We start from the raw sequence: 23,392 nt of genomic DNA on the forward strand, positions 1-23,392 counted from the left end.
TCTATCAGACAATTAATAGTTACATAAGAGGTGTCCCATGGCCTTGCATGGGGGCGCGTTGCCGTCGAGAGGATGGGGTTAATACGCCTTAGCGAAAATGGCTGTGCGTTTGGCAGGCTTGCCCGTCAAAACGCACACGCCGCCCTGATCCTGACCGTCAAGCGGTAGACAGCGAATGGTGACGTTCATCTCCTCGATCAAGGGCAGGCTGGCCGGATCTTCACACCAAGGCGCGCGGACAAATACGCCGTCCGTGCGATCCTCGCCTGCAAACACCTCGCGGAATTGGTCATAAGTGGTGATATCCGTGCGTGTGCGCGCGGCCAACATGGCGGCGGCGGCATCGAACATGCCTTGTTGAATCTGCCGCAACAATTCGACCGCCTGACCCAGAAACGCATCGATCGGGGCCGTTTGCTTGCCCGCCTCGAATTGATCGCGGCGCAAAAAGGTGACGGCGCGGTTTTGCACGTCGCGCGGGCCGATCTCGCACACCAAAGGCGCACCTTTGCGCACCCATTCCCAGCGTTTATCCACCGAGGCGCGGTCGCGCCTGTCCCAATGCACCCGCACCGGCTCGCCCCATGCCTTTTCGGCGGAAAGGCGCTGGCTTAGCTCTTGGCAGAAAGCCGCCACCGCCGCTTCGTCCTCCTCCGATCGCGTGATGGGGACCAGCACGATCTGATGCGGCGCTAAGCGCGGCGGCACGCGCAAACCGATATCGTCGGCATGCGCCATGATGAGACCGCCGATCATGCGCGTCGAAACGCCCCATGACGTCGTATGCACATATTCCAGCCCGCCTTCTTTGGTCTGATACTGAATACCGGCGGCGCGGGCGAAATTCTGCCCCAGATAATGCGAGGTCCCGGCCTGCAAGGCGCGGCCGTCTTGCATCATCGCCTCGATGCAATAGGTGTCCACCGCCCCCGCAAAGCGTTCATGGGCCGGCTTTTCGCCCATGATGACCGGCAAGGCCACATGTTCTTCAGATATCTCGCGGTAAATCTCCAGCATTTGCATGGTCTCGGCCACGGCGTCCTCGCGCGTGGCATGGGCGGTATGCCCTTCTTGCCACAGGAACTCCGCCGTGCGCAGGAACAGGCGCGTGCGCATTTCCCAGCGCACCACATTCGCCCATTGGTTCAGCAGCATGGGCAGGTCGCGGTAGGAGTGAATCCAATTGGCCATGGCTTCGCCGATGATGGTCTCGGAAGTCGGGCGCACCACCAACGGCTCTTCCAGCTCGCCATCGGGCTTGAGATGGCCGTCTGGCCCCATCACCAAGCGATGATGCGTGACCACCGCCATCTCCTTGGCGAAACCCGCCGCATGCTCGGCTTCTTTTTCTATAAGACGCAAAGGAATGAAGAGCGGGAAATAGCAGTTCTCATGCCCCGTCTCGCGAAAGCGCGTATCCAGACCCTGTTGCAGCCTTTGCCAGATGCCGTAACCCCATGGCTTGATGATCATGCACCCGCGCACCGAGGACGCCTCGGCCATATCGGCGGCCTTGATGACCTGCTGATACCATTCGGGATAATTCTCGGCACGGGTGGGAGATAAAGTGTTTGAGACGGCCATGGATATTCTCGATCGCAAGGGATGGATGGAGGGAAGAATCTTACAAAAGACCCGTCAGGTCAATCTGTGGCCGAAGATTTATGGACAGGCCCGATATGTGGCAAGAGGTTCAAAGGACGTAAAGAGGCATTGTCTCCCCGCACGCAAAAGCATCCTATGGCCCCAGATCTCGCGGCAATCGGAGATTCCAAGCTTTGTAAATAATATCTAGGCGCTGGCCCGGTTGGCTTCGACGGATTCGGGCGAGACGGTGAGGGTGATTTCGGGGGGACGGGGCGGTTGTCCCAGGGCCAGGCGGCGCATTTCCTCGCTGGCTTGGACGCATAGGGGGATCAGGTCTTGTTCGGGCGCGGCCATCAGGGATTCGGCTCCGCCGAATTGGTCCAACAAGGCGCGCACGGATTTGGTCACGCGCAGTTTCGCCATATAGGATTCGTCGCTTTCTCGGGGATCGCCCGGGGTTGCCTGTCCTTGGGGGCTTTGGTCGAAACCGTCCACTTCACCGGCGGGCGCGCTGAATCGGGCCAGCACATACAAGGCGCGGGCCTCCAAATAACGAACACGCAGCCGTCCCACATGCTCGGGCGAGGGCGCGCGCCCGGGATCGGCGCGCAGCTCGGCCAGAATCTCGCCCATCACCTTGGCGCTGTCCTCGATCCGCGCGGTCATGCCCAGGGGCATATTGGGCGGCAAGTCGGTCAAGGGGCCCAGCACGGATTCGGGCGCATCCGCGCCCCGGCTGACCGCGATGGGAGTCTCATGCGCCATCTCGCGCGGGATATGGCCCTTGGCCGCCATCACCTCGATCACCATGCCTTGCATGATGTTTAAAACCGAACGCCGCCAGCGATACTCGGTCGAATCCATCCGCGTCTTCAGATAGGGCAACAGCGTTTCCACGCTCAACGCCGCGATATCTTCCAAAGGCAACTGTATCGCGCACATCTGCGCAAAATCCTCGCCGTAGCGTTCGTGTAATTGAGTGATATCCATATCAAAAACCCTTTCACGGTCAGGTGGTTGCAAAGGGATATGGGGGATGAGAAGAGGTTAGTGACGGGCCGATGCAAAAAAGCGGGGATCTAAGACGGGGTCCTTCGTATCGTCGGACTGGGCGGACCAGGACTGCACCACGCTCAAGACCTCCTCGAACATATGCTGGGCCTCGTTGTAACGCCGTTGCAGCGTTTCGACATAGGCGGGTCGCGCCTCGCCCAATTCACGGTTCACATAGGTGTTGTCCACGCGCAAATGCCATTCGCGCCATGCATGGCATGCCTGATCGCGCAACAGACGCAGCAATTCAGGCACAGAGGCGGGCTCGGCAGTCATCGACCACAAAACCCGATTCAAACGCGACACGGATTCTTGCCCCAACCGATCAGCCACATAGGCATACAGCCGCGCCAGCGCCGCCCCATCATCCCCCGCTTCCGCGCCCGTCAACCCCGCTTGCCGCAAAGTCTGCGCCAGAGCGTTGTCGAATTGGGTTTCGAAATGTGTCGTGCTAGAGAGGGGGGCGGCGCGTTCAGGCTTTTTATCCATCGGCACCGACAGACGGTAACCGTGCGTTTCAGGCTTGTTTGTGAAATCAGGCATGGCAAACTTCCTTATGGCGTTCAGATTGACAAGAAAGGCATCCATATGGCTTTGCAGGTTGTGCTGAGTATGACCATATACACAAATTAGGTTCTAAGACAACCATAAAAAGGTGCGGCGAGGCAAGATTCCTGCTTTGGGCATTCCCTATAGTCGTTGAAACCAATTTTAGGTGTTAGATTGATGCATAAGGACAAATGAAGGGTAACGATTAACAATGCTGGAGCCTGAACAGCTTAGAGCGGCGCGTGCGTTGCTGGATTATTCGCGCGAACAAATGGCGCAAGCTGCCGGTTTGTCCCCTGAGACGATCAAAAGTCTGGAGGGCGGGAATAAGCGTCCGCTGTCCTCAACGGTCGAGGCGATCTATAAGGCGCTTGAAGATAGAAATATCGAATTGCTTTCCGATTGCGGGGTCAGATTCCGTAATGACACGGTCCGCCTGATTGAGGGCAGTCATATTTTTGTGCGTGTCTTGGACGATGTGTATTTGACGTTAAAAGACACTCAAGGGGAGGTTTTGTTTAGTTGTGTTGTCGATAAGATTTCACCGCCCGAAGTCGTCGAGAATTACAGAAGAATACGTCGGGCGAATATCAAAATGCGTTCGCTGATCGATGAAAAAGACACATATCTTATGGGCAATCTGGATGAATACCGATGCATACCATCGGCGTTTTTTCACAATAACCCCCAGGTGATTTATGGCGACAAAGTGGCGACAATGATTCTTGGGAACACCGAGAGCGCCATCATTATTCGGAACCGATCCATCGCCGAGGCGCATAGGAACTTGTTCAACCTCATCTGGCCACAACACAAGAGACCGGAGATGTCCGATGCCACAGAACGCTACGAGATTGACTGATCAATACTCCGTGCGAGTCAAGAACGGCGCCGGCTGGCGTCGTTTTTCGCGCTGCCGACTCATGATTAGCGTGGGACAGCCCTATCACGAGTCGGGGAAATTCGCGGCTTTGGTCGATTGGGTTAATAGAAATGGTTTCTGCGAATGCGAGATAAGCGTCAATGATACATTGCAGCGCTATAATCTGATCGCGCGAGGTGAAGGCTTGGATCAAGCATATGAGGCCGCAGAAAAAGAGGGGCGGGAATGGGTAAAAAGAAATATGAGTAAAATTTCAATGATAAATATCACAACTAAAATTATCAGATGGGATGATATAATAAACCGTTCAGATTATGTGCGTATAAATGACTTGCTGACTGATATGTTCTACAGCGATAAGGGCTTCAATGATTGCGTAACCTATGACGCAACATCGTATGTTTTTAGGCAAATAGATAAAGGAAATTTTCAAAACTGCTCAAGAAGCATTGCCGTGAGACTTTCAACGCAATATATTCTTGAGGAGCTATCGGCATTCTGCTTGTTGTCGATGAACTCTGATACTGTGGATATCTATCCGGGCAGTAATCTAAGAAGCGCGGAATATTTCAATGAAATGCGCGAAGATCAGTGTCCACCAGCACTCATTGGCTTAAAAAACAGATGCTTCACCAGGATTGATTTTGCCAGGCTTGCCACCTATGCGCATGAAAAGGTCCGCGTGGAGAATTCAAAGACATCTGACGATGCAATCGCGAACTATTCTCCCGCGTCTCCCGCGCCCTCGGGGATGACATCCAATCCTGACATATGTCCCAATAACGACGTTCTTTATGGGCATCGCCAAGCTCATCATCGCATGCGAGATGCGCATCCCCATTAAATGCCAGGTTCCCATTAGGGAATGAGGCTTCGGGCATTGCCGCTTTCTCTTAGGCTTGTCATCATGCGCGGATGAGTCTTCCTTCTTATGAGCGCGGGGCGGCCTTGTTGCGGGGCAAGTTGGCGGTGCTGCCGGATGCGCCGGGCGTATATCGCATGCTCGACGCCTCGGGCGCGGCGCTGTATGTGGGCAAGGCGCGCAATATTCGGCGGCGCGTGGCGCAATATGCCCAGGTCGCGCGGCTGCCGATCCGCTTGCGCCGCATGTTGGCGCGGCTGGCGGATGTGGAGATCGTCATCACCCGCTCTGAGGCCGAGGCGTTGTTGCTGGAAGCCAGCCTCATCCGGCGCGAACAGCCGCCCTTTAACATCATGCTGCGCGACGATAAAACTTACCCCAGCCTGCTATTGACCCGCGACCATCCGTTCCCGCGCCTGTTGCGCCATCGCGGCGCGCATACGGTCAAGGGGTGGTATTTCGGGCCTTTCGCCTCGGCGGGGGCGGTGCATGAGACGTTGATGGCGTTGCAGCGCGGCTTTTTGCTGCGCAATTGCACGGACTCGATGTTCGCGCAGCGCACGCGGCCCTGCTTGCAATATCATATCCATCGCTGCACCGCGCCATGCGTGGGCAAGATCAGTCAGACCGAATATGCGGGGCAGGTCGAGGGCGCGCGTCGCTTCCTCACCGGGCGCAGCACGCAGATTCAAGAGCAATTGGCCGCGCGGATGCAAGCGGCCAGCCAGATTCTGGACTATGAAACCGCCGCCCGTTTGCGCGATCGCTTGCGCGCGCTGGCCGCTGTGCAGACGGTGCAAGGGGTCAGTCTGCCGGGATTGGGCGATGCCGATGTCATGGCCGCGCATACCGAAGACCGGCAAAGCGTGGTGCAGGTGCATGTCTTGCGCGGCGGCCACACATTCGGCACGCGCAGCCATCGTTTGCGGCACGAGGCGGGTCAAAGCGCCAGCGAGGTGTTGGCCTCGTTCATCGGCCAGTTCTATGCGGATAAAGACGTGCCGCCTTTGATCTTGCTGACGCCTTTGCCTGCCGATGCGCCTTTCCTGGAGGAGGCCTTGACGCAGAAATCCGGGCGAAGCGTGCGCCTTGAATCGCCGCAACAGGGTCCGCGTCGGCGGTTGGTGGAGGCGGCCTTGCACAATGCCCGCGAAGCCTTGGCGCGACATCTGGCCGAAACCGGCGTGCAGGCCGGATTGCTCCAACAGGTGGCCGAAGCTTTTCATCTACCCGCCCCGCCCCGTCGCATCGAAGTTTACGACAACAGCCACACCGGCGGACGAAGCGCCATGGGCGCCATGATCGTGGCGGGGGCCGAAGGCCTCGACAAGAAATCCTGGCGGCGCTTTGTGATCCGCGACGACATCGCCCCCGGCGACGATCCGGCCATGATGCGCGAGGTGATGCGTCGTCGTCTGCTGCGTCTGCGCGAGGCCTTGGCGGCGGGCGAGGCGACGCAGCGTCCCGATCTGATCATCCTGGATGGCGGCATTACGCAATTGAACGCCGCTTATGGCTTGGCCAGCGAATTGGGCTTTGCCGATCTGGCCTTTGTCGGCATGGCCAAAGGCGAAGACCGCAATGCGGGGCGCGAGCGGTATTTCCTGCCCGGTCAGGCCGAACCCGTCATCTTGCCCGAAGGCAGCGCGGTGGCGTTCTTTCTACAGCGTCTGCGCGACGAGGCGCACCGCTTTGCCATCAACAGCCATCGCGCCAAGCGGGAGGCCGATTTGTTGCGCTCGCCCTTGGACGATATCCCTGGCGTGGGCCCTGCGCGAAGACGCGCCTTGCTGCAGCATTTCGGCTCGGCCCGCGCCATCTCCGCCGCCGCGCCCGAAGACCTGCAGCGCGTCTCGGGAATCAGTCTGCGCCTGGCGCGGGTGATTCTGGACCGGTTGGGATAGCGATCCAGGCCCTTGAATTGACGTATATTAAGTTTTTCTTAATGCGGAGGCCGTCTAAGTGAAAGCCTGGCGACATATCCCTGTGGAGAAGCAAGACATGCGCATGTATTCGGCCCTCCATATTCCGCGCATGATCTGTCGTATTTTGGTGTTGAGCTTCTGCGGCCTGTTGGCGCTGGGGGGCGCGGCTTGGGCTGCACAGCCGAAGGCCGAGGATCGGGCCAAGGCGCTGGCTGAACGCGCGGCGATTTATTTGTTGAAGGCCCACGGTCCCGAAAAGGCTATGGGGATGTTCAGCGACGCGAAAGGGCCGTTCGTCGAGGGGAACTTGTATGTCTTTGCCATCAATGCCGATGGAGTCATTCTGGCTCATGGCACACAGCCCATTTTGATCAAGCGCAGCATCATGGATATGCAAGACACAACAGGCAAGATGTTTGGGCGCGAGATCATGGCCATCCAGGACAGGGGATGGGTGCATTATAAGTGGCTCAATCCCACCACGCATACCTTCGACGATAAGGCGTCTTATATCATTCGCATCGACGGCTATCGGATCGGCGTAGGGGCCTACACCCATTAGACACAGCCAACAAAACTTAGCGGCGCCTAACCTATTTCCGGCCGAATCTGCAGCCGATTCAGTCGTTGCAGCAATTCCGATTCATCCCGCGCGGGGCGGGATTCGCCTGTGACAGCCCATTGGCCACGGTGATAGGCCAAGGCGGTGCCTTTCAGGTTGGCGGGTTGTCCCGCGCCGACTTCGCGCGCCAGGGCTAGGCCCAGCCCAATGGCCTGGGCATAAGTCGGCTCGATGACCTCGTTACGACGACCCTTCAGCCAAATTTCCATGCTTTTGGCATAAGGCGATTTGCAGGGTTTGCCACGCTCGGCGACATACATACCGATGGCTAGAAAGGCCCGTTCTTCATGGGTCAGACTGCCCATGGATTTGCTGGCCACCTCGTGCAGGACCGCCTCGGCCCGCAAATTGGGCCATTCCCGGCGAGGCAGGGTGGCCCATAGCGCCGCCAAGCGTGCCAGGCGCTCGATAGGTTGCCGTCCCGCACCTTTGGGCAGCAGGGGCAACAACCAGCGCGTGAGGGTGTCTGCGCCCGTCATGTCCGGACTCTCGCATTCCAGGACGAACAAGGCCGGATCGCGTTCTATGGGGCCAAAATCGGCCACTTCCTGGCTTAAAAAGCCCTCGCGCAGGCCAAAGGCTGAGAAGGCCACGGCGCAAGGTTCCAGATGTCCCAGCAATTCGGCAAGCAACCAGGCCGAAGCAGGCAGCGCGGCCTGTCTTTCCGTGCTGACCTTGGCCGTCTTCATGTCGCCGTCGCGCCAATTCGTGGCGATCTCGCGGAAGAAGCGCCGCGTGGCCTCGGTGGTCATCTCATGACCTTGTACGAAAGGCAAAGGATGCTCGGTGATATTCAGATGCGCCTCGGCCAAGGCGCGCGGCATGCCGCCGATGAGCACCAAGGGCTTGCCTTGCAAGGGGCGCAACATATCGGCTTGCTGGGCAAAGATATTCTGAACATGGCGTCGGGCGGCGGCGGAGTCGTGACGTATGGCGGTAGCCAAGGAAAGAGCGCCGATGGGCAGGCTGACACCGGGGCTGTCATCAGGGGGCTGGATTTCCAAACTGCCTCCGCCCAAATCGACCACCACGGCGTCTTGCGCGCGCGGCTCGCCATACAGCACTCCGCGCCGCCCTAGCACGGCTTCCTGCAGGTCTTTGATCACGGTGACGTCATGGCCGATGGCCTCGGCCAGTTCTGCTCGGAACGCGGGACCATTGACTGCGTTGCGCGTGGCGGCGGTGGCGATAACAAACACATTTTCGACTGACCGAATATGCGCCGCATAAGTGGTCACGGCCTTAAGGGCCTGTTCCCGATCCTCGTTTCCCAATATGCGCCGTGTTGGGTTTGGCTCCATTAGATGGCGGCCCAGATGGCACAATGATTTCTCGCGATGGATCAGAGGCATCCAGCGGCATGTGCCTTGCGAATCAAACAAGACTTGATAGGTCAGAAAGCGCACCGAGTTCGAGCCGATCTCAATCAGATAGGCGGTGTCGTTCTCACGCGCTGAAAGCGGTGGGCGGCGTGCAGTCATGTTCGTTCTAATCCGTCGTTGCGTCGCCGCCGCCGGTCAGGAAGTGGGCATGCGCGCAAAAGCCTTCGCGCGCTTGCTTACGATACCCGCCATCCGCATGCAGCAACCATGTTTGACGCTGATCGCGCAAATTGGCGGTCAGGATTTCACGAAGAATCCTTTGGTGCAAGTCTGGATGAGTGATCGGGATCAAGGTTTCCACCCTTCGGTCGAAATTGCGTTGCATCCAATCAGCCGATGATAGAAACACCAGGGCGTGGGGCGAGGGTAGGGCGTGGCCGTGGCCGAAAGCAAGGATGCGGCTATGTTCCAGAAAACGGCCGACCATGCTGCTCACTCGGATGGTGGGCGACAGCCCCGGCACGCCGGGCCTTAGGCAACACAAGCCGCGAATCATCAATTCAATAGGCACGCCCGCCTGGCTGGCGCGATACAGGCAATCGATGATGTCGGGATCAACCAGGGCGTTCATTTTTGCCCAGATGCCGCAAGGCTGCCCAGCGCGCGCGGCTTGGGCCTCGGCCTCGATCAACTCGACAAGTCGAGTCCGCAAGGTTAAGGGCGCTAAACTGGCCTTGCGCAAGGGTTGCGGAATGGCGGTGCCGGTCATGTAATTGAACATCTGCATGGCGTCGGCCATCAATTCGGGATCGCAGGTCAAGAAGGATAGATCGGCATAACTGCGCGCGGTGCCGATATGGTAATTGCCCGTGCCGAAATGGGCATAGGAACGCAGCAGGCCTTCCTCGCGCCGCACCACCAGAGTGATTTTGGCGTGGGTCTTCATGCTGACGAAGCCGTACACCACCTGCACCCCGGCGTTTTCCAGACTGCGCGCCCAATGGATATTGGCCTCTTCGTCAAATCGGGCCTTCAGCTCGACCATGGCGGTAACCGATTTGCCGTTTTGGGCAGCGGCGATCAAGGCTTGGACCACGGGCGAGTCGTCGCCCGTGCGATACAGCGTTTGGCGGATGGACAGCACAAAGGGATCTTCGGCCGCTTGGCGCAGGAAATTTATGACCAGATCAAAGCTCTCATAGGGGTGATGCAACAGCAGATCGCCCTGTCGCAACGTGGCGAAGGCGTCCTGGGTAAAGCCTTGAATCACGGCGTTCGAATGCGGTTGGTGCGGACGAAAGACAAGATCGGGCCGTTCATCGGCTACGATCAATTGCCGGGCGTCCGCCAGACCTTGCAACCCGTGCTGCAACAACACGTCCTCATGCGCGGCGTCGAGGCGTTCGATTAGAAAACCGCGCAAGGGTTCGGGCATGCTGGCATTGACGGTCAACAAAACCACACGCCCGCGCGCGCGACGGCGCAAGGCACGTTCAAAGCTTTGAGTCAGGTCCTCGTTGTCCTGGTCCTGGATGTCGTCTTGAACGTCGATCTCGCTGTCGCGCAACACGCGGAAAAAGCCGGATTCGCGCACCGTAAAGCCCGGGAACAAATTCGGCAGGAAATGTTGCACCGTGCGTTCAAGCATCACAAAACCCGCCTCGCCATCGGGGCGGGGTAGGCGCAAGAAGCGGGGCACGCCGCGCGGCATGACCACCATGGCATGAATATCTTTGTTCATGCGCGGATCATGCAGCAATAGCGCCAGCGCCAAATGGCCGTTGGCGACAAAGGGAAAGGGATGAGCAGGGTCCACCGCCACCGGGGTTAGCAGTGGGTAAATCTCGGTCATAAAATGCTCTTCCAGATGCGCCAGGTCGCTGGCGTCCAGCTCGCAGGTTTTAAGCAGAGGAATGCGGTGATCGGCCATCTCCTGGCGCAAGACGCGCCAGGCATTCTGTTGCACGGCGAATAGGCCCGGCGCTTCTTGACGGATGGCCGCCAATTGCCGCGCGGGCGTCAGTCCGTCGTCGCCAGGTCCCGAGCCGCCGGCCTCTTGGGCGTGCAAGCTGGCCACGCGCACGGTGAAGAACTCGTCCAGATTGGCGGCGGCGATGGACAGGAATCTCACCCTCTCCAGCAAAGGATGGCGGGAGTCCTCGGCCTCCTCCACCACACGCCTATTGAAGGCCAGCCAGGATAGCTCGCGGTTTAAGAAGCGCTCGGGGACATTATGTGGTGGCGTGTTGGGCATGGCCCTTAGTCTTAAGCCTGCCGCTTAGCAAAGCGTTAAGGCGCGCAATTGGCGTCGGCCGAGCCGGTGGGCGGGGTGATCCAGATGACAATGCGCTGCGTGGCCCCGCCTGCGGTGTACTGTATGTCCGTTGCGGCGTAACGTGCCACTACCCTCGCCAGTCCGTCCTTCATGGACTGGCTGGCCGTGCTGGTCGGCTGGATGCGGATGCAACGTCCGCCGCTGCTTCCGGCATTCACATAGAGCCACTCGTCAAAGCCTGGCGGCACAGGCCCTAAACTGGCGGCGCGTATTCCTGTCCATAGATTTTGTGCGCCGCCTTGGTCGCCGGGGCAGGTTAAGCTACGCACGGCGGTCCCCGCGCCGGCCGAGGTCGGATAGTTATTGGCGGCGTTGCCCATGTTGAAAGAATAGCATTCATGGATTTTGGCGCGGATCAGTTCGGCCTGGCTATAGACGATATTCGCAATGCGATCCGAACTGACATTGGCGCTGGATGTGCTCGTCGATGCCCCCATGGCGGCGGCAACGACACCCATCAAGGCTAGAATGAACAGGATGGGGCCGATGGCAATGCCCCTTTCACCAGTCGCCGGGCGGGCATCTGTGCAGGAATATGTCGTCACCTGAATCCTCCCTAGGGGAAGGCCAATCATAGTCGGTTAAGACTTAGAGAAAGGTTAAGGCGCGCATTCCGAGCTGGCCGCGCCGGTGGGCCGCGTGATCCACAGGATAAAACGCTGCGACATGCTACCCGAATCGTATTGCGCTTCGCGGGTGGTATAGCGTTTTATCACGCGCGCCAATCCATCCTTAATAGCCTTGCTGGCCGAACCCGTCGGTTGGATGCGGATGCAGCGTCCGCCGCTATCTCCCGCGTTGATGTAAACCCAGGCGTCAAAACCGGGCAAGACGGCCCCAAGGCTGCCGGGGCGCTGGCCCGTCCATAAATTGGAGGCTCCGCCGGTATCGCCTGGACAAGTCAGGCTTGTGACAACGGTTCCGGTGACATTCGAGGCAGGGTAATCATAGCCGGGATTGTCTTTTGTGACCGCATAACATTCGTGGATCTTGGCACGGATGGTCTCGGCTTGGCTAAAAATGCCATACACCACGCGATCGGCGGAGGCATTGGCGGAAGACGCGTCATTGCCCGCGCCCATGGCGATGGCGATCACGCCCATCAAGGCCAGGACGAACAGAATAGGGCCGATGGCGAAGCCATCCCGGTTATGCGGCTGCGTTGGAGTCATGGTTGGTGTTCGTTTTTTCATAAATGCCTTTGACGGTATCGGCAGAAATCTGGAGGCCGCCGATGCTTAGCACGGCTTTGCCGCTGCTATCGGTCTCGACGGCGGTTACCTGTCCGCGAGGGACGGCGCTGACGGTCAGGTCTTTGCCCGAACTGTCTTTGGCGGTGATATTGATCTTATAAAAGCCATCGGCCAATTGAGTGCCAGCGGCGTTCTTGCCGTTCCATTCGATCAGATGCGCGCCTTTGGCCGGATCGCCGTTATCGGCGAAGACGACCTTGCCTGTTGAATCCATCACCGATATCTGCACCGTGCTGGCGGCTTGGGGCAGGGTATAATTGAAGCTGGCCGCGCCCTGTTGCAAGGGCAGCTGCGCCGAGTCGAAAGCCACGGTCTTGCCGATATAATTCAGCAACGGCGTGGTGCCCGATCCGTTTTGTAAAGTGATCAACTGATCCAGCTTGGAATTGGTGCTGATCTGCTGCTCGACGCCGGTGAAGGATACCAATTGTTTGGTCATTTCATTGGCGTCTTGCGGCGCTGTCGGATCTTGATTTTGCATCTGGGCGACCAACAGCTTCAACATCATGTCGAAACTGCCGCTGAGCGAGCCTAGCGCCGAAGTGGTCGAGGCGCTGGTCGCCTTCTGTGTCGAGGCGGATGATGTGCTACTGCCGACGGCGCTGGTCATGGGAATGGCCCTTTCCGTTAGATTCGGATATCGACGCGCTGAGTGGATCCCAACATGTTATAGGCCGAGACGGCCGAAGCCTCGGGAACCAAGGCAAAAACATCCTGTAAGGCGCGCGTGGCACGGCCCGACTGGGATAAATGGGAAGCGTCTTGGTGCGCTTGCCTCTGATTTTGCTGTAAGCCAAAGTCTAGGCATCCGGGATCGGCCTTGAGTCCTGCATCGCTTAAGGCGCGTTCCAATTGGCGTTGGTCGCGTTGCAACATGTCCAAAGTGGCCGGGTTGTCGGCCATGATGCGGGCGCTGACTTTGCCGTCGCTGCCCACATCCAGGCGCACGTCGATCTTTCCTAGTTCTGCGGGATGCAGTTGAAAGCTAATGCTGTCTTTGCCTTCGCCTGCCTGATGCACCAGACGGACGGCGACTTGTTCGGCGGGGGTGGCGCGTGGGGTCAGCGTGGGGTCGGCAACCGCGCCGGGCGTGGCCACAGCCGCGCGGTTGGCCGAGACAGCGCCTTCATGCGTAAGGGCCGAAACGGCTTGGGCACCCATCTCAACCGGTTTGACGGTGATGGGTTGGGCCTTAGCTGCTGTCGCCACAGGGGCCGCGACCGCTTGTTCGGATGTGGGGGTTCTGGCGGCCTTAACCTGTGTTTGATCGGTCACGACTTCTTGGTTTCGTGTATCCGCCATCTCGGCCTTTGCTTGTGACTGACCCAATGTCCCGTTCGGTTGGAAGCGTGTCTGTCCTTTGGATTGCGTCTGGCCGTCATTCGATAATTCGGGACCTTGTTCGGCGGTCGGATTCTCGAAGGACGCATCCGCTTGCTGTTTGCCCTGATCTTCGAAAATGCCTGAATTCTGTGCCTTGGCGTTTTGAGCTTGCGGCGTAGGTCCGGCCAGATTTTGCGCGACCTGACCCGCTTGCCCCTGCGCGGCCAGTGCCTGAGAGGCGGCGTCTGGGGCGGCTTGTCCCGCCTGGGCCGGGGTCGATCCGATTTGGACGGGCCCGACAGCGGAAAGGTTTTGCCCCGCCTGCATGGCGACCGCCTGAGCGGCGGCTTCCTCGTCGTTGATATTCGTGGCGGCGGCGCTGCGTTGTTCCAAAGCCTTAGCGATCATCGCTTCCAGCTCGGCTTTGGCATCCGTCTGTGCGGCTTCCTGGGGCTGTCCGGCTGTAACAGAATTGGCTTGGTTATCGCCGGACGCATCGGCGGCCTGGGCGGTGCGTGCCGTCGGATCATTCGAGTCCGAGGCGGAAGAAGTATCTTCGGTGCGCGCCGATGGAGTCGGCTTGGGTGAGGGCGCGGAGGATCGCTCAATCTCCGATCGGCCACCTGTCTCCCGTTCGGGGGGCGGGGCGGCGGATTTTTCACGCACCGAAGAACTGTCCGAACGCGGCTTAACCTGCGCGCTCGGGGGTAACTGGAAGGCTTCGACCACCGCGTCCCGAGACGCGGCAGCGGACTTGCCCGCGCCGCTCCGTCCGGCTGTCGCCGGCAGGATGTCCAAGGTGATGGTGGTCAGAGAGTCGATCATGGTCTTCTACGCAAGAGGGTCTTCAGAAGGAGTGTTGCAAGGCGCGTGCCAAGTCGGTCGGCGGCGCGTCATATTTTTTTCCGGACCAGCATCGGCTGGGTCGTGTCGTGCGAGTCGATATGGGCGGGGCTTTGTCCGCCATAGCCGCCCGATCCCGGCGCGCGCGGTTGTTGTTGGCGTAAGGTATCGACGACGGTGCGCAGCAGGAAATCGCTGGTGCTGATTTCGCGCTTGAGCAGTTTCATATTGCGCGTGGTGGTCTCTTCAAGACGTTGGCCGATTTGGCGCAGAGCGTTGCGCTGCGAGTCGCTCATCTCGCGCAAACGCTCGGGCTCTTGCGCCAGGGCGCGAATGGTCTGGGTGTAGCGCACCACCAATTGCTGCTTTTGAGCCAAAAGATCTTTGTGCTGGACCTGGTGGCGGCTTTGGGTCAGCAAAGCTTCCTCGGCCCGCAAGACATGATCCAGCTCGGTCATAAGATCCAACAAGCCGTTACCCGTTGGAATCGGCATGGGGGCGGCATCGTGAGTCTGGGTCATCATGTCACCTTGTCGTTAGGGAGGATGAATGGGGCGCCAAAGCGACGGCGGGCTGCGACTTCGCTTCTTGTAGTCGCAATATCTCGGCATGGACCGAGGCGGCGATGCCGACCCCGCCGGATTGGGCCATGGCCTTGCCGTATTCTTGGACCATCACGCTGCGCATGGTCTCTTCGGCATGGCCACCGCCGAAATCGGGGTCCACTTCCACCGTCTCCCACATCGGGGCCAACATTTGGGCCAGCACCATGGCTTCGAAATCTTTTGCCGTGGCATTGGCCTTGGCTAATGCCTTGGGGCTGGGCGGCGCGGTGCCGGACGGGGAAGCTGCGGAAACGGAGGTCATGTCGCCTTGCCCCCCCTAGATCACGTCGATTTCCGCCTGCAACGCGCCGGCGGCTTTGATGGATTGCAAGATGGTGATCATGTCGCGCGGTCCCACGCCCAAGGCGTTCAGGGCCTGGACCAGAGATTGCAAACTGACGCCGCTGCTCAAGACCGCCATGCGGTTCTCGCCGCCCTCTTGGACCTGCACATCGGTGCGTGGCACCACGACGGTCTCGCCGCCACGCGACAAGGGTTCGGGCTGCGAGACCTGGGGAGTCTCGGTGATGCGAATGGTCAAATTACCTTGGGCGATGGCCACGGTGTTGAGGCGCACATTCTCGCCCATCACGATGACGCCCGCTTGTTCGTCGATTACCACGCGTGCCACCTGGTCGGGAGTCACGGTCAATTGTTCCAGCTCGGTCAGCAGCCCCACGATATTCTCGCGCCGCGCGGCGGGCGGGGTTAGGCGCACGGTGCCCGGATCGAGGGCCTCGGCCACCGGCATGCGCAATTTGGCGTTGATGGCCTGCACGATGCGCTGCGCGGTGGTGAAGTCGGGGTTACGCAGAGCCAGGCGGATCGTGGGAAGTTCGGCCAAGCGAAATGCGATCTCGCGCTCGATCAACGCGCCGTTGGCGATGCGTCCGGCGGTGGGCACGCCCTTGGTCACCGAGGCTCCGGCTCCCTGGGCCGAGAATCCGGCTGTGGCCACGGGGCCTTGCGCCACGGCATAGACCTCGCCATCCGCGCCCAAAAGAGGTGTGACCAGCAAGGTGCCGCCCAGCAAGCTTTTGGCGTCGCCCAAAGTCGAGACGGCCACGTCAATGCGCGAGCCTTGCGTGGAGAAAGGCGGCAAAGTGGCGGTGACCATCACGGCGGCGACGTTTTTGGTCTTTAGGCTGTCGCCGCGTGTGTTGATCCCTAGGCGCTCGAGCATGCCGACCAGGCTTTTTTCGGTAAAAGGCGAACTGGTCAGCCCGTCGCCGGTGCCGTTCAGGCCCACGACAAGGCCGTAACCGACCAAAAGATTGTCGCGGATGCCTTCGATATCGACGATATCCTTCAGCCGCGAAGCGGCCAGGCTTTGGCCAGGCACCAGCAATCCGCCCCATAAGGACAGCAGGGCCAACAGACACCCCAATCGGCGGAACAACAGACGCATATTCTCCCCCAAAGAGCGCGAAACTCCGCCATGATCTATGCGAATGGCGTGCCAAACTAGATGTGTTCGGTTCCGCGACGAGATGGAAGGCCCTGAAAATTCTTTTTCTGCTATGATGGTGCCGAATGCGATTTGATTTATCGGAGGCGGCGATAGTTAATAGATCATTATCTTTTCACACGGCAGAATTTGCCGGTCATACCTTATCAAGGCCATCGGAAGGCAGGTGATGATCAAGATCGGCGGACCCGACTCCACACGACGCAGCGAGGCTGTGCGCAAAACGCGCAAGGCGTCGGCGTCGTCCGCGACCGCGTCTCTGTTCGAATCCTTGCTGGATCCGGCAGCCGAAGGCGGCGCGGCGGCGTCCGGCGTTGGCGATGCGGCACCCTTAAGCGGCCTTGCCGCCTTGTTGGGAGCGCAAGAAGTCGATGATGATTCCTCGTCCGGCCATAAAAAAGCCCACAGGCAGGCCCATGATCTGCTTGATGAACTGGATCAATTGCGCGATGAGATTCTACTGGGCACCCTTTCTGTGCAACGCTTGCGCGCGCTTGCGGCGATGCTTGACCGACCCCGCCCATCGTTTCGAGACCCGCGCCTTACGCAGATTCTTGACGAGATCGAATTGCGCGCGCGAGTGGAGTTGGCTAAATTTGAAAGCGACTCGGCTTGAACTCTGTCGGCTTTCTCCTCTAAGGAACCTGCCAAATGACTAAGAAAACAACTCCGGCCTCCAAGGCCCGTTCCAGCAAGGCTAAGCCCGCTCCCGCTAAATCCGTGAAAAAGGCCGCGCCCAAACCCGCGCCTAAGAAAGCGGCCAAGCCTTTGCCCAAGAAGACGGTCAAGCCCCCCGTTAAGAGTGCGGCCAAGAGCAAGCCCCCTGTCAAAGCGGCGGCTAAGCCCGCAGCCAAGGTCGCGGCCAAGCCCAGTAAGAAAGTTGTGGCCAAGCCCGCTGCTAAGGCTGTGGTCGCGGCTTCGACACGGCGCCCGATTTTGAAGGCCATCGAACCGATCAAGGCGATCAAGATGCCCACGCGGCCCACGCGCCCGCATCGCACAACAGGCCGCCCGGTGCGTTTGCCCGATGGGTATGCGCCCAATGAGACCGAGGAATATATGAGCCCGGTCATGGTGGAATACTTCCGCAGCAAGCTGACCAAGTGGAAGCAAGATCTGTTGCGCGAATCCTCGGCCACGCTGGACGAGATGCGCGATATGGGCGGCATGCAAGAACCGGACATTTCCGATCGCGCGACGCTTGAGATCGATCGTTCCTTGGAATTGCGCGCGCGTGACCGCGAACGCAAGCTCATCAGCAAGATCGATGAAGCCCTCGAGCGCATCCGCGACGGCTCGTACGGTTTTTGCGAGGAGACCGGCGAGCCGATCGGCGTCAAGCGACTCGAAGCCCGCCCCGTGGCCACCTTGTCGGTCGAGGCGCAAGAGCGTCACGAGCGCAAGGAACGCGCACGTCGCGAGGAGGCGGAATGAACGCCTTACGGACACTCTCCCTGCTGGCCTGTTTTCTGATGGGCGTGGGGTCTTTGGCACAGGCGGCCCCTGCGCGTGCGGCGATCACCTTCAAGGGCGCTGCCCCGCTTTTATACGGCATCGGCGAAGTGGTGCTGCACCCAGCGGTCTTTGTGGACGAGTCGCAATCGGCCACATGCAACGTCTCGCCCGAGATTGTATCTCAATCGATCCGGCTTGCTCTTAAAAACTCACCCGTGCCTTTGCTGCTCGAGGAATCCGCGCCTCCCATCCAGCCGGAGATCGCACGGGTGCATCTATTGCCCGTCGTGGTATCGCTGTACGACCATATTCTGAATTGCACGTCTTGGATCAATCTGACGGTCGAGGCCGAACATGTCCTGCGTCTGCCGCCTGTCGGCTTGCGTAAGGAAGCGCGTGTGATCTACTGGGAAAAAGGGATCATGCTGACCAGTCCCATATCGGTGCATGACACGGTGATTTCAAAGGGATTTCGTGACCTATCTTTGGGCTTGGTCAAAGGCTGGAACGCCGCGCAACCCTCTAAGAGCGACGATCTGGACTCGCCTAAGCCGCCGGTCAGTGCGCGGGATTTGTTCCCCGTGCCAGGTGCGGATGATGCGTCGCCGTCCCCTACGTCTAAACCCTGAGGGGGCCTGAGTGAAGTCGTCCATATATGTGGTATTCCGGCAGCAAGATGGCCTCATAGGGGGGCTTGAACAAAAATTCACATTACGTTTACGGTGTTTTGAGATAGAATAGCGAGAGGCTGAGAAGCTTTGATGATGTCGGGCGTTGGTCGCGCGGCACGTTGTCACGATGGCAGTTTTTAGGGGCAGTTCGATGGATGCAGAACGCACATCTTCACCTCTCTCCAGCATCAATCAAGATCGTTCCAAGTTATCCATAGTATGCCGCGCACTGCTGGGATTGTCGTCTGTCTTGGCTGTTTTGGCCTTGTGTGTGCCGATACATGCGACGGCTCTTACGGCGGACGAACAGGCCGCATCGGAATATGGCTATAACGACTCGGCCGTGTCGGGAACTACGCGCAGAAGCTATGTCACACCGCCGACGGCAGACAGTGCCGGAGCGAGCCAGGGAACCTACTCGGCAAGCCCTCGCAGGATCCCCGCTCCCGTTTCGAGCGTGGGGGGCTCATCCAGTTCAGAATATGGTTATAACGACTCGGCCGTGACGGGCACTACGCGCAAAGGCTATGTGACCCCGCCAACAGCAAACAGTGCCGGAGCGAGCCAGGGAACCTACTCGGCAAGTCCCCGCAGGATCCCCGCATCTAGTTCATCGGGGGGAACCAGTGCGGGTCCAAGTGCGGGGGGCTCATACAGTTCGGGATATGGCTATAACGACTCGGCCGTGACGGGCACTACGCGCGGAAGCTATGTTACCCAGTCGACGGCCAATAGTTATTCTGCCAGCGGTTACAACGACTCCAGCTCGTCAGGTGGCAGCGGCGGCACCAGTGCCGGCCCATCAGGTGGTACCAACGGTGGCTCCGAATCCAGTTCACCAGGCGGAGCCGCAGGCGGCAGTGAAATGACTGATCGCGAACGTATGGATGCACAAAAAAATGTGCCTTCGGATTTTCAGAAGGATCTGACCAAGACAACGGCGGATTGCGATCCGGCCATCCGCGACCTTGAGGCGCGCGCCGCGCAAGTCGCTTATGACAATTACTTGCCTTTGGCATTGCGGGCGTATAAGCCGCCGGAGGCTATTTATAAAAATTTCTGCATTGAAATCATCGCCGATTTTTATAAGTTTCTGGAGTTATGGTCGGTGGGCTTGAATTTAATATTTGCGTTAATACAAGAGCTTATCAATGGTTTTTTAAATAGCATATGTCATAGGATAGCAGACCTTATTATGAGTAAGATGAATCAACTTCTTTGCATCCCGGTATGGAAATTCTGGGAAGATGTCCTGCAATGGATCAACGGGTTGAATGTGAATTTTGGCGATGGTCAGGGACGATGCGATGGGTGGTCGCCGGTAACTGTCGGGTCAGGTAAACCTTTGCCCGTGCCAAACCTATCCATACAGCCTGTGACGCCTGAAGGTCTGCGGCGCATTCTGGGGCTGGAGAATGTGGATATTCCTGGCCAACCATCGGGAACGGGGCGTGCCAGCGGGACATCCGGCACGACACCTGGTGCCGAGCCACGCTACTTCCAGTGACGAAGGCCCGGTGATGGCGGATGCGGCGGCAGTCAAGCAACAGTCAGGATGGCGGGCCTTTTTAAGGCTCGCCATCGGGCTTGTGGTGTTGCTGTCGCTGATGGCCCCGCCACGTCCGGCGGTGGCCGCCTGCTGTTGCGGCGGCCCGTGCTGCGAAGGCTGTATCTTTGTTGATGTCGCCGCCCAGGCTGCCGGCAGTGCCGTCCAGGCCGGATTTGTCAGGTGGGCGAAAAACATGGCGCTCTTCATGAGCTGGCTGCGCAACGCCTTTGGCGGCGTGATGCAAAGCCAGAACATGGCCATGACGGGATACAGCTCGATCAATGACGGAAAGAATACCTATAACTATCAATCCAACCGTGAGGTACAGGCCTCGAAACTGGCGGTTACTTTTGCGCCGCCGCTGACTGACACGGATTGCACGGTCAAGACCCTCAGCCGCGCGCGCGTGTATAGCGGGGATGTCAGCGAAGCCGTGAAAAGCGGTGTGACGGGCCTTTTGTTGGGTTATGTGATGGGCAATCCCAAGACGGACAAGGCTAATGGGCCTTTGGCTGCCGATATTGCGCTCTTGTCCCATCAGATGGAACGCTACACCGAGTGTCATCGCAATGTCCCTGGAGCGAAATGTCCGCTCGACGGTCAAGATGTCGATCTCACCAGTCTCAAGCGCACGAGGCCATGGTATAACGATATGCAGGAATTGGGCGTGGCATCGGCCTATATATTTAATCTGGCCAATCCCAAACAATTCGACAATGTACAAGGAATCCTGGCCAATACGCCCAGCGGTGCCGGCGCTTTTTTGCGGGAACGCACCTTGGCCTCTCGCCTGGCGGCATCGTGGATTCCTAGTGTCAAAATGATGGGTGATCGCTATTTGATCGAAGAATTGGGGGGGCCTTATAGCGATAAAGGGCGGCAGACTCTGGCCGAAGCAGGATATAAGGACCTGCCCCCCTTCTTACCTGCCGCCGCCCAAGACCTGGCCGTCAAGGCCTTCTATTATAACCGCCATTGGCAGGACGAGACCTTGCCGTCCCTGATGAATCGAAATTTGTTGATCGAGCAAGTGCGCCAGAAGATGGAGGAATTGCGCAGCAATTACAAAATGTACGAAAACATGCAGACCTACGCCGTCATGCGTGGCCTGAGGCTGACTCATGAAGCCCAGGCAGGATATCCCGATGCGCCGCTGGCGGCCACGCCCACGGTGGCGCCCGGCACGGGAGGGGGATAATGTCACGCTTCCCAATCAGACGCTTGCGGCCGTTGTTGATGCTGATGCTCTGGCTGTCTGCCGTTGTGCTTCCGCCTGCCAGCATTGCTCTGACCCCTCGACCTGCCCAGGCAGGCCCGACTTGCGCGGCGTGCTGCGCCTGTCACTTGGGTTGCTGTTTCTTTGATCCGGTCGCTGCGGGTGTCGCCACGGCGATCTCCGGGGTAATGGCGGCGTTTTGGGCGTGGCTCTATGAGGTTTTCTTTCCTGCCATGAAGGCCATGTTCTCCGGATGGATGGAGTCCCACCGTATTGCGATGACGGGGGACAGCTCGATTCGGGATGGATACAACGTCCATCAGTATGAATTGGCTCGACAAGAGGAGGCATCGCGCTTGGCGGTGGCTTTCGCGCCGACATTGCATTCCCAAGACTGCGTGACCAAGACCTTGCGCCGCGCCGAGGCTTCCACGGATGCATGTGGTCGCGCCACGGTGGCGGGGGTTACCAATGCCGCCATATCTTATCTGACCGGCGCTCCCGGATCGCCCACTTACTACGGCGCGATCGAGGCCTTGCGCCAACGCTATAATGCTTTTGCCGGTCGTGGCTTGCTTGAACTTCACCGTAACTATCCCGGCGCTCCAGGCGGTCCTGCGCAAGCCGGAGACATGGATCCGTACACCGCCTTATTCAAGCCCTTACAATTCCAGACCCGATTGGAACAGGAAGCGGCATCGGGGGCGATGCTGAATCTGTTGTTTACACCGCTCTTCGAGATGCCTCGCGGCGGTTTGGCTCTGACAGCCCAGGGGGGGCAGGACTTTTTATACAAAAGGACAATAGCGGCACGCACGCTGATGATGGGCCAAGGGATCATCGATACCTATGTCAGCCGCCTATCGCCGCAGACGGCGGATTGTCAGACGCCGCTGCAGCAAAAAGGCAAAGAAATCTTGAAGCAATCCGGTCGTATGCCCAACCCGCCTGAACATCTCAGTAACCGCGCCATCGAGACGGCCTTGCGCGAATCCCGCATGATGGACCCTTTCTGGTACGCCAATATGATAATGGATACGCCCGAGCAGGCCTGGCGTGAGACAATGCGTACCCGGATCGAGCGAATCGTGCAATTGGCCCAGATTAATCGGCGTCTGGAAACGGATGTGATCGGCGTGGGGCAAGATCTGGTGCTCAAGGCTGTCGCAACGCAATCTGAGGCACCCATAGCGGCCACGGTTCCCGATAGTGGCAAGCCTCTAGGTAATAAGGATTTAGCGGCGATGTGCTCGGGCGGATTGCCCAATGCCAATGCCAATGCCATGTCCCGATGCGAGGACCTATTGACCCAGGCCCTGCTTAACGGCCTGAATATTCAGGATACGTTGAATATGATGTCGGCTTTGGCGACGGCGGATCCCAATTGGTGGACCTATAACGTCAATATTGGCACTTATCATCTGACGCCCGAGGATTTGGCGGCGCATCCTGGAGCAGATCCGATACAGGCGACCTATACCATCACGAGGCCGGATGGCATGCGTATAGAAATTCCCTCTTGGTATGGTCCTGGCTTTATCGGCAAGACCATGGCGGGCGGATTGATCTTCCAAGATCGCCAGATGACAGGTGCCGATGGTAACCTCTATTGGCCGGTGGCATCGAATACGTATCCCTTAGGTACGCTGCTTATTGTATGTGCGACCAGTTGTACGATGGCCGTTGTCGCTGATACCGGCGGATTTGGTAAATATGGCCGTACAATCGATATGAGTGAGACCGGCCTATCATCCATTGGCGGTACGACGGACAACAAAGGAGCGAAAGAACCTGTGACCTCCAAACCGATCGGGTGCGACAGTGATACATTCGTGCCGAACCACCACAAAGGTCACTGTTAGTGAGCCAGA

The 23,392-nt window shown here is 58.8% G+C and carries 22 protein-coding genes; 10 read left to right on the plus strand and 12 right to left on the minus strand.

The annotated features are described in order from the left end of the window. Positions 1-78 precede the first annotated feature (78 nt). The 3 genes from IPI58_07270 to IPI58_07280 form a co-directional block, all read right to left on the minus strand. Positions 79-1,584: a proline--tRNA ligase gene (locus tag IPI58_07270; GenBank protein QQR68639.1), complete on the minus strand. Its 1,506-nt coding sequence runs from the start codon at positions 1,582-1,584 to the stop codon at positions 79-81. 207 nt (positions 1,585-1,791) lie between these two features. Further along, a complete protein-coding gene (locus IPI58_07275) occupies positions 1,792-2,577 on the minus strand; it encodes a hypothetical protein (GenBank protein QQR68640.1) in 786 nt (261 codons plus the stop codon). A gap of 57 nt (positions 2,578-2,634) precedes the next feature. Then, positions 2,635-3,183 (minus strand): hypothetical protein, encoded by a 549-nt coding sequence (locus IPI58_07280; GenBank protein ID QQR68641.1) that lies wholly within the window; start codon positions 3,181-3,183, stop codon positions 2,635-2,637. 217 nt (positions 3,184-3,400) lie between these two features. Here IPI58_07280 and IPI58_07285 point away from each other — a divergent pair, with 217 nt between their 5' ends. From IPI58_07285 to IPI58_07300, 4 genes are all read left to right on the plus strand, one after another. Then, on the plus strand, positions 3,401-4,051 hold the full coding sequence (locus IPI58_07285) for a helix-turn-helix domain-containing protein (protein QQR68642.1): 651 nt from the start codon (positions 3,401-3,403) through the stop codon (positions 4,049-4,051). Next, entirely contained in the window at positions 4,023-4,916 is an 894-nt protein-coding gene (locus IPI58_07290; protein ID QQR68643.1) for a tRNA-dependent cyclodipeptide synthase, read from the plus strand. The genes IPI58_07285 and IPI58_07290 overlap by 29 nt, the downstream gene beginning before the upstream one ends. A gap of 71 nt (positions 4,917-4,987) precedes the next feature. Continuing rightward, on the plus strand, positions 4,988-6,838 hold the full coding sequence (uvrC, locus tag IPI58_07295) for an excinuclease ABC subunit UvrC (GenBank protein QQR68644.1): 1,851 nt from the start codon (positions 4,988-4,990) through the stop codon (positions 6,836-6,838). Positions 6,839-6,935: 97 nt separating this feature from the next. Then, on the plus strand, positions 6,936-7,421 hold the full coding sequence (locus IPI58_07300; protein ID QQR68645.1) for a cache domain-containing protein: 486 nt from the start codon (positions 6,936-6,938) through the stop codon (positions 7,419-7,421). 26 nt (positions 7,422-7,447) lie between these two features. Here IPI58_07300 and IPI58_07305 read toward each other — a convergent pair whose 3' ends face one another. The 9 genes from IPI58_07305 to IPI58_07345 all read right to left on the minus strand — a co-directional run bounded on the left by IPI58_07305 (position 7,448) and on the right by IPI58_07345 (position 16,570). Beyond that, the gene (locus IPI58_07305) at positions 7,448-8,962 is read right to left on the minus strand and encodes a hypothetical protein (protein ID QQR68646.1); all 1,515 of its coding nucleotides are present in this window, start codon (positions 8,960-8,962) and stop codon (positions 7,448-7,450) included. Between the two features lie 7 nt (positions 8,963-8,969). Continuing rightward, the gene (locus IPI58_07310; protein QQR68647.1) at positions 8,970-11,057 is read right to left on the minus strand and encodes an RNA degradosome polyphosphate kinase; all 2,088 of its coding nucleotides are present in this window, start codon (positions 11,055-11,057) and stop codon (positions 8,970-8,972) included. A gap of 35 nt (positions 11,058-11,092) precedes the next feature. Beyond that, positions 11,093-11,683, minus strand: coding sequence for a hypothetical protein (locus IPI58_07315; protein ID QQR68648.1), 591 nt, complete (start codon positions 11,681-11,683; stop codon positions 11,093-11,095). 54 nt (positions 11,684-11,737) lie between these two features. After that, positions 11,738-12,310 carry a hypothetical protein gene (locus IPI58_07320; protein ID QQR68649.1) on the minus strand — a complete coding sequence of 191 codons (573 nt, stop codon included), beginning with the start codon at positions 12,308-12,310 and terminating at the stop codon, positions 11,738-11,740. Further along, positions 12,288-13,001 carry a flagellar hook assembly protein FlgD gene (locus IPI58_07325; GenBank protein QQR68650.1) on the minus strand — a complete coding sequence of 238 codons (714 nt, stop codon included), beginning with the start codon at positions 12,999-13,001 and terminating at the stop codon, positions 12,288-12,290. The genes IPI58_07320 and IPI58_07325 overlap by 23 nt, the downstream gene beginning before the upstream one ends. Before the next feature lie 17 nt (positions 13,002-13,018). Beyond that, complete coding sequence (locus tag IPI58_07330; GenBank protein QQR68651.1) at positions 13,019-14,539, minus strand: flagellar hook-length control protein FliK; 1,521 nt, start codon at positions 14,537-14,539, stop codon at positions 13,019-13,021. Positions 14,540-14,607: 68 nt separating this feature from the next. After that, positions 14,608-15,081, minus strand: coding sequence for a hypothetical protein (locus tag IPI58_07335; protein QQR68652.1), 474 nt, complete (start codon positions 15,079-15,081; stop codon positions 14,608-14,610). Between the two features lies 1 nt (position 15,082). Beyond that, positions 15,083-15,424, minus strand: a complete 342-nt coding sequence (locus IPI58_07340; GenBank protein QQR68653.1) for a rod-binding protein — start codon at positions 15,422-15,424, stop codon at positions 15,083-15,085. A gap of 15 nt (positions 15,425-15,439) precedes the next feature. After that, positions 15,440-16,570 carry a flagellar basal body P-ring protein FlgI gene (locus IPI58_07345; protein ID QQR68654.1) on the minus strand — a complete coding sequence of 377 codons (1,131 nt, stop codon included), beginning with the start codon at positions 16,568-16,570 and terminating at the stop codon, positions 15,440-15,442. 226 nt (positions 16,571-16,796) lie between these two features. On the opposite strand from IPI58_07345, the gene IPI58_07350 reads away from it, so the two are divergent. The 6 genes from IPI58_07350 to IPI58_07375 all read left to right on the plus strand — a co-directional run bounded on the left by IPI58_07350 (position 16,797) and on the right by IPI58_07375 (position 23,383). Beyond that, entirely contained in the window at positions 16,797-17,246 is a 450-nt protein-coding gene (locus IPI58_07350; protein ID QQR68655.1) for a flagellar assembly protein FliX, read from the plus strand. Between the two features lie 35 nt (positions 17,247-17,281). Continuing rightward, entirely contained in the window at positions 17,282-18,064 is a 783-nt protein-coding gene (gene dksA / locus IPI58_07355; protein QQR68656.1) for an RNA polymerase-binding protein DksA, read from the plus strand. Next, positions 18,061-18,714 carry a hypothetical protein gene (locus tag IPI58_07360; protein QQR68657.1) on the plus strand — a complete coding sequence of 218 codons (654 nt, stop codon included), beginning with the start codon at positions 18,061-18,063 and terminating at the stop codon, positions 18,712-18,714. Before dksA ends, IPI58_07360 begins: the two co-directional genes overlap by 4 nt. Positions 18,715-19,441: 727 nt before the next feature. Next, a complete protein-coding gene (locus IPI58_07365) occupies positions 19,442-20,263 on the plus strand; it encodes a hypothetical protein (GenBank protein ID QQR68658.1) in 822 nt (273 codons plus the stop codon). Then, positions 20,238-21,503: a hypothetical protein gene (locus IPI58_07370; protein QQR68659.1), complete on the plus strand. Its 1,266-nt coding sequence runs from the start codon at positions 20,238-20,240 to the stop codon at positions 21,501-21,503. The genes IPI58_07365 and IPI58_07370 overlap by 26 nt, the downstream gene beginning before the upstream one ends. Continuing rightward, positions 21,503-23,383 (plus strand): hypothetical protein, encoded by a 1,881-nt coding sequence (locus tag IPI58_07375; protein ID QQR68660.1) that lies wholly within the window; start codon positions 21,503-21,505, stop codon positions 23,381-23,383. Before IPI58_07370 ends, IPI58_07375 begins: the two co-directional genes overlap by 1 nt. Positions 23,384-23,392: the final 9 nt, after the last annotated feature.

The sequence above is a fragment of the Alphaproteobacteria bacterium genome, from assembly GCA_016699305.1.
Lineage (GTDB): Bacteria > Pseudomonadota > Alphaproteobacteria.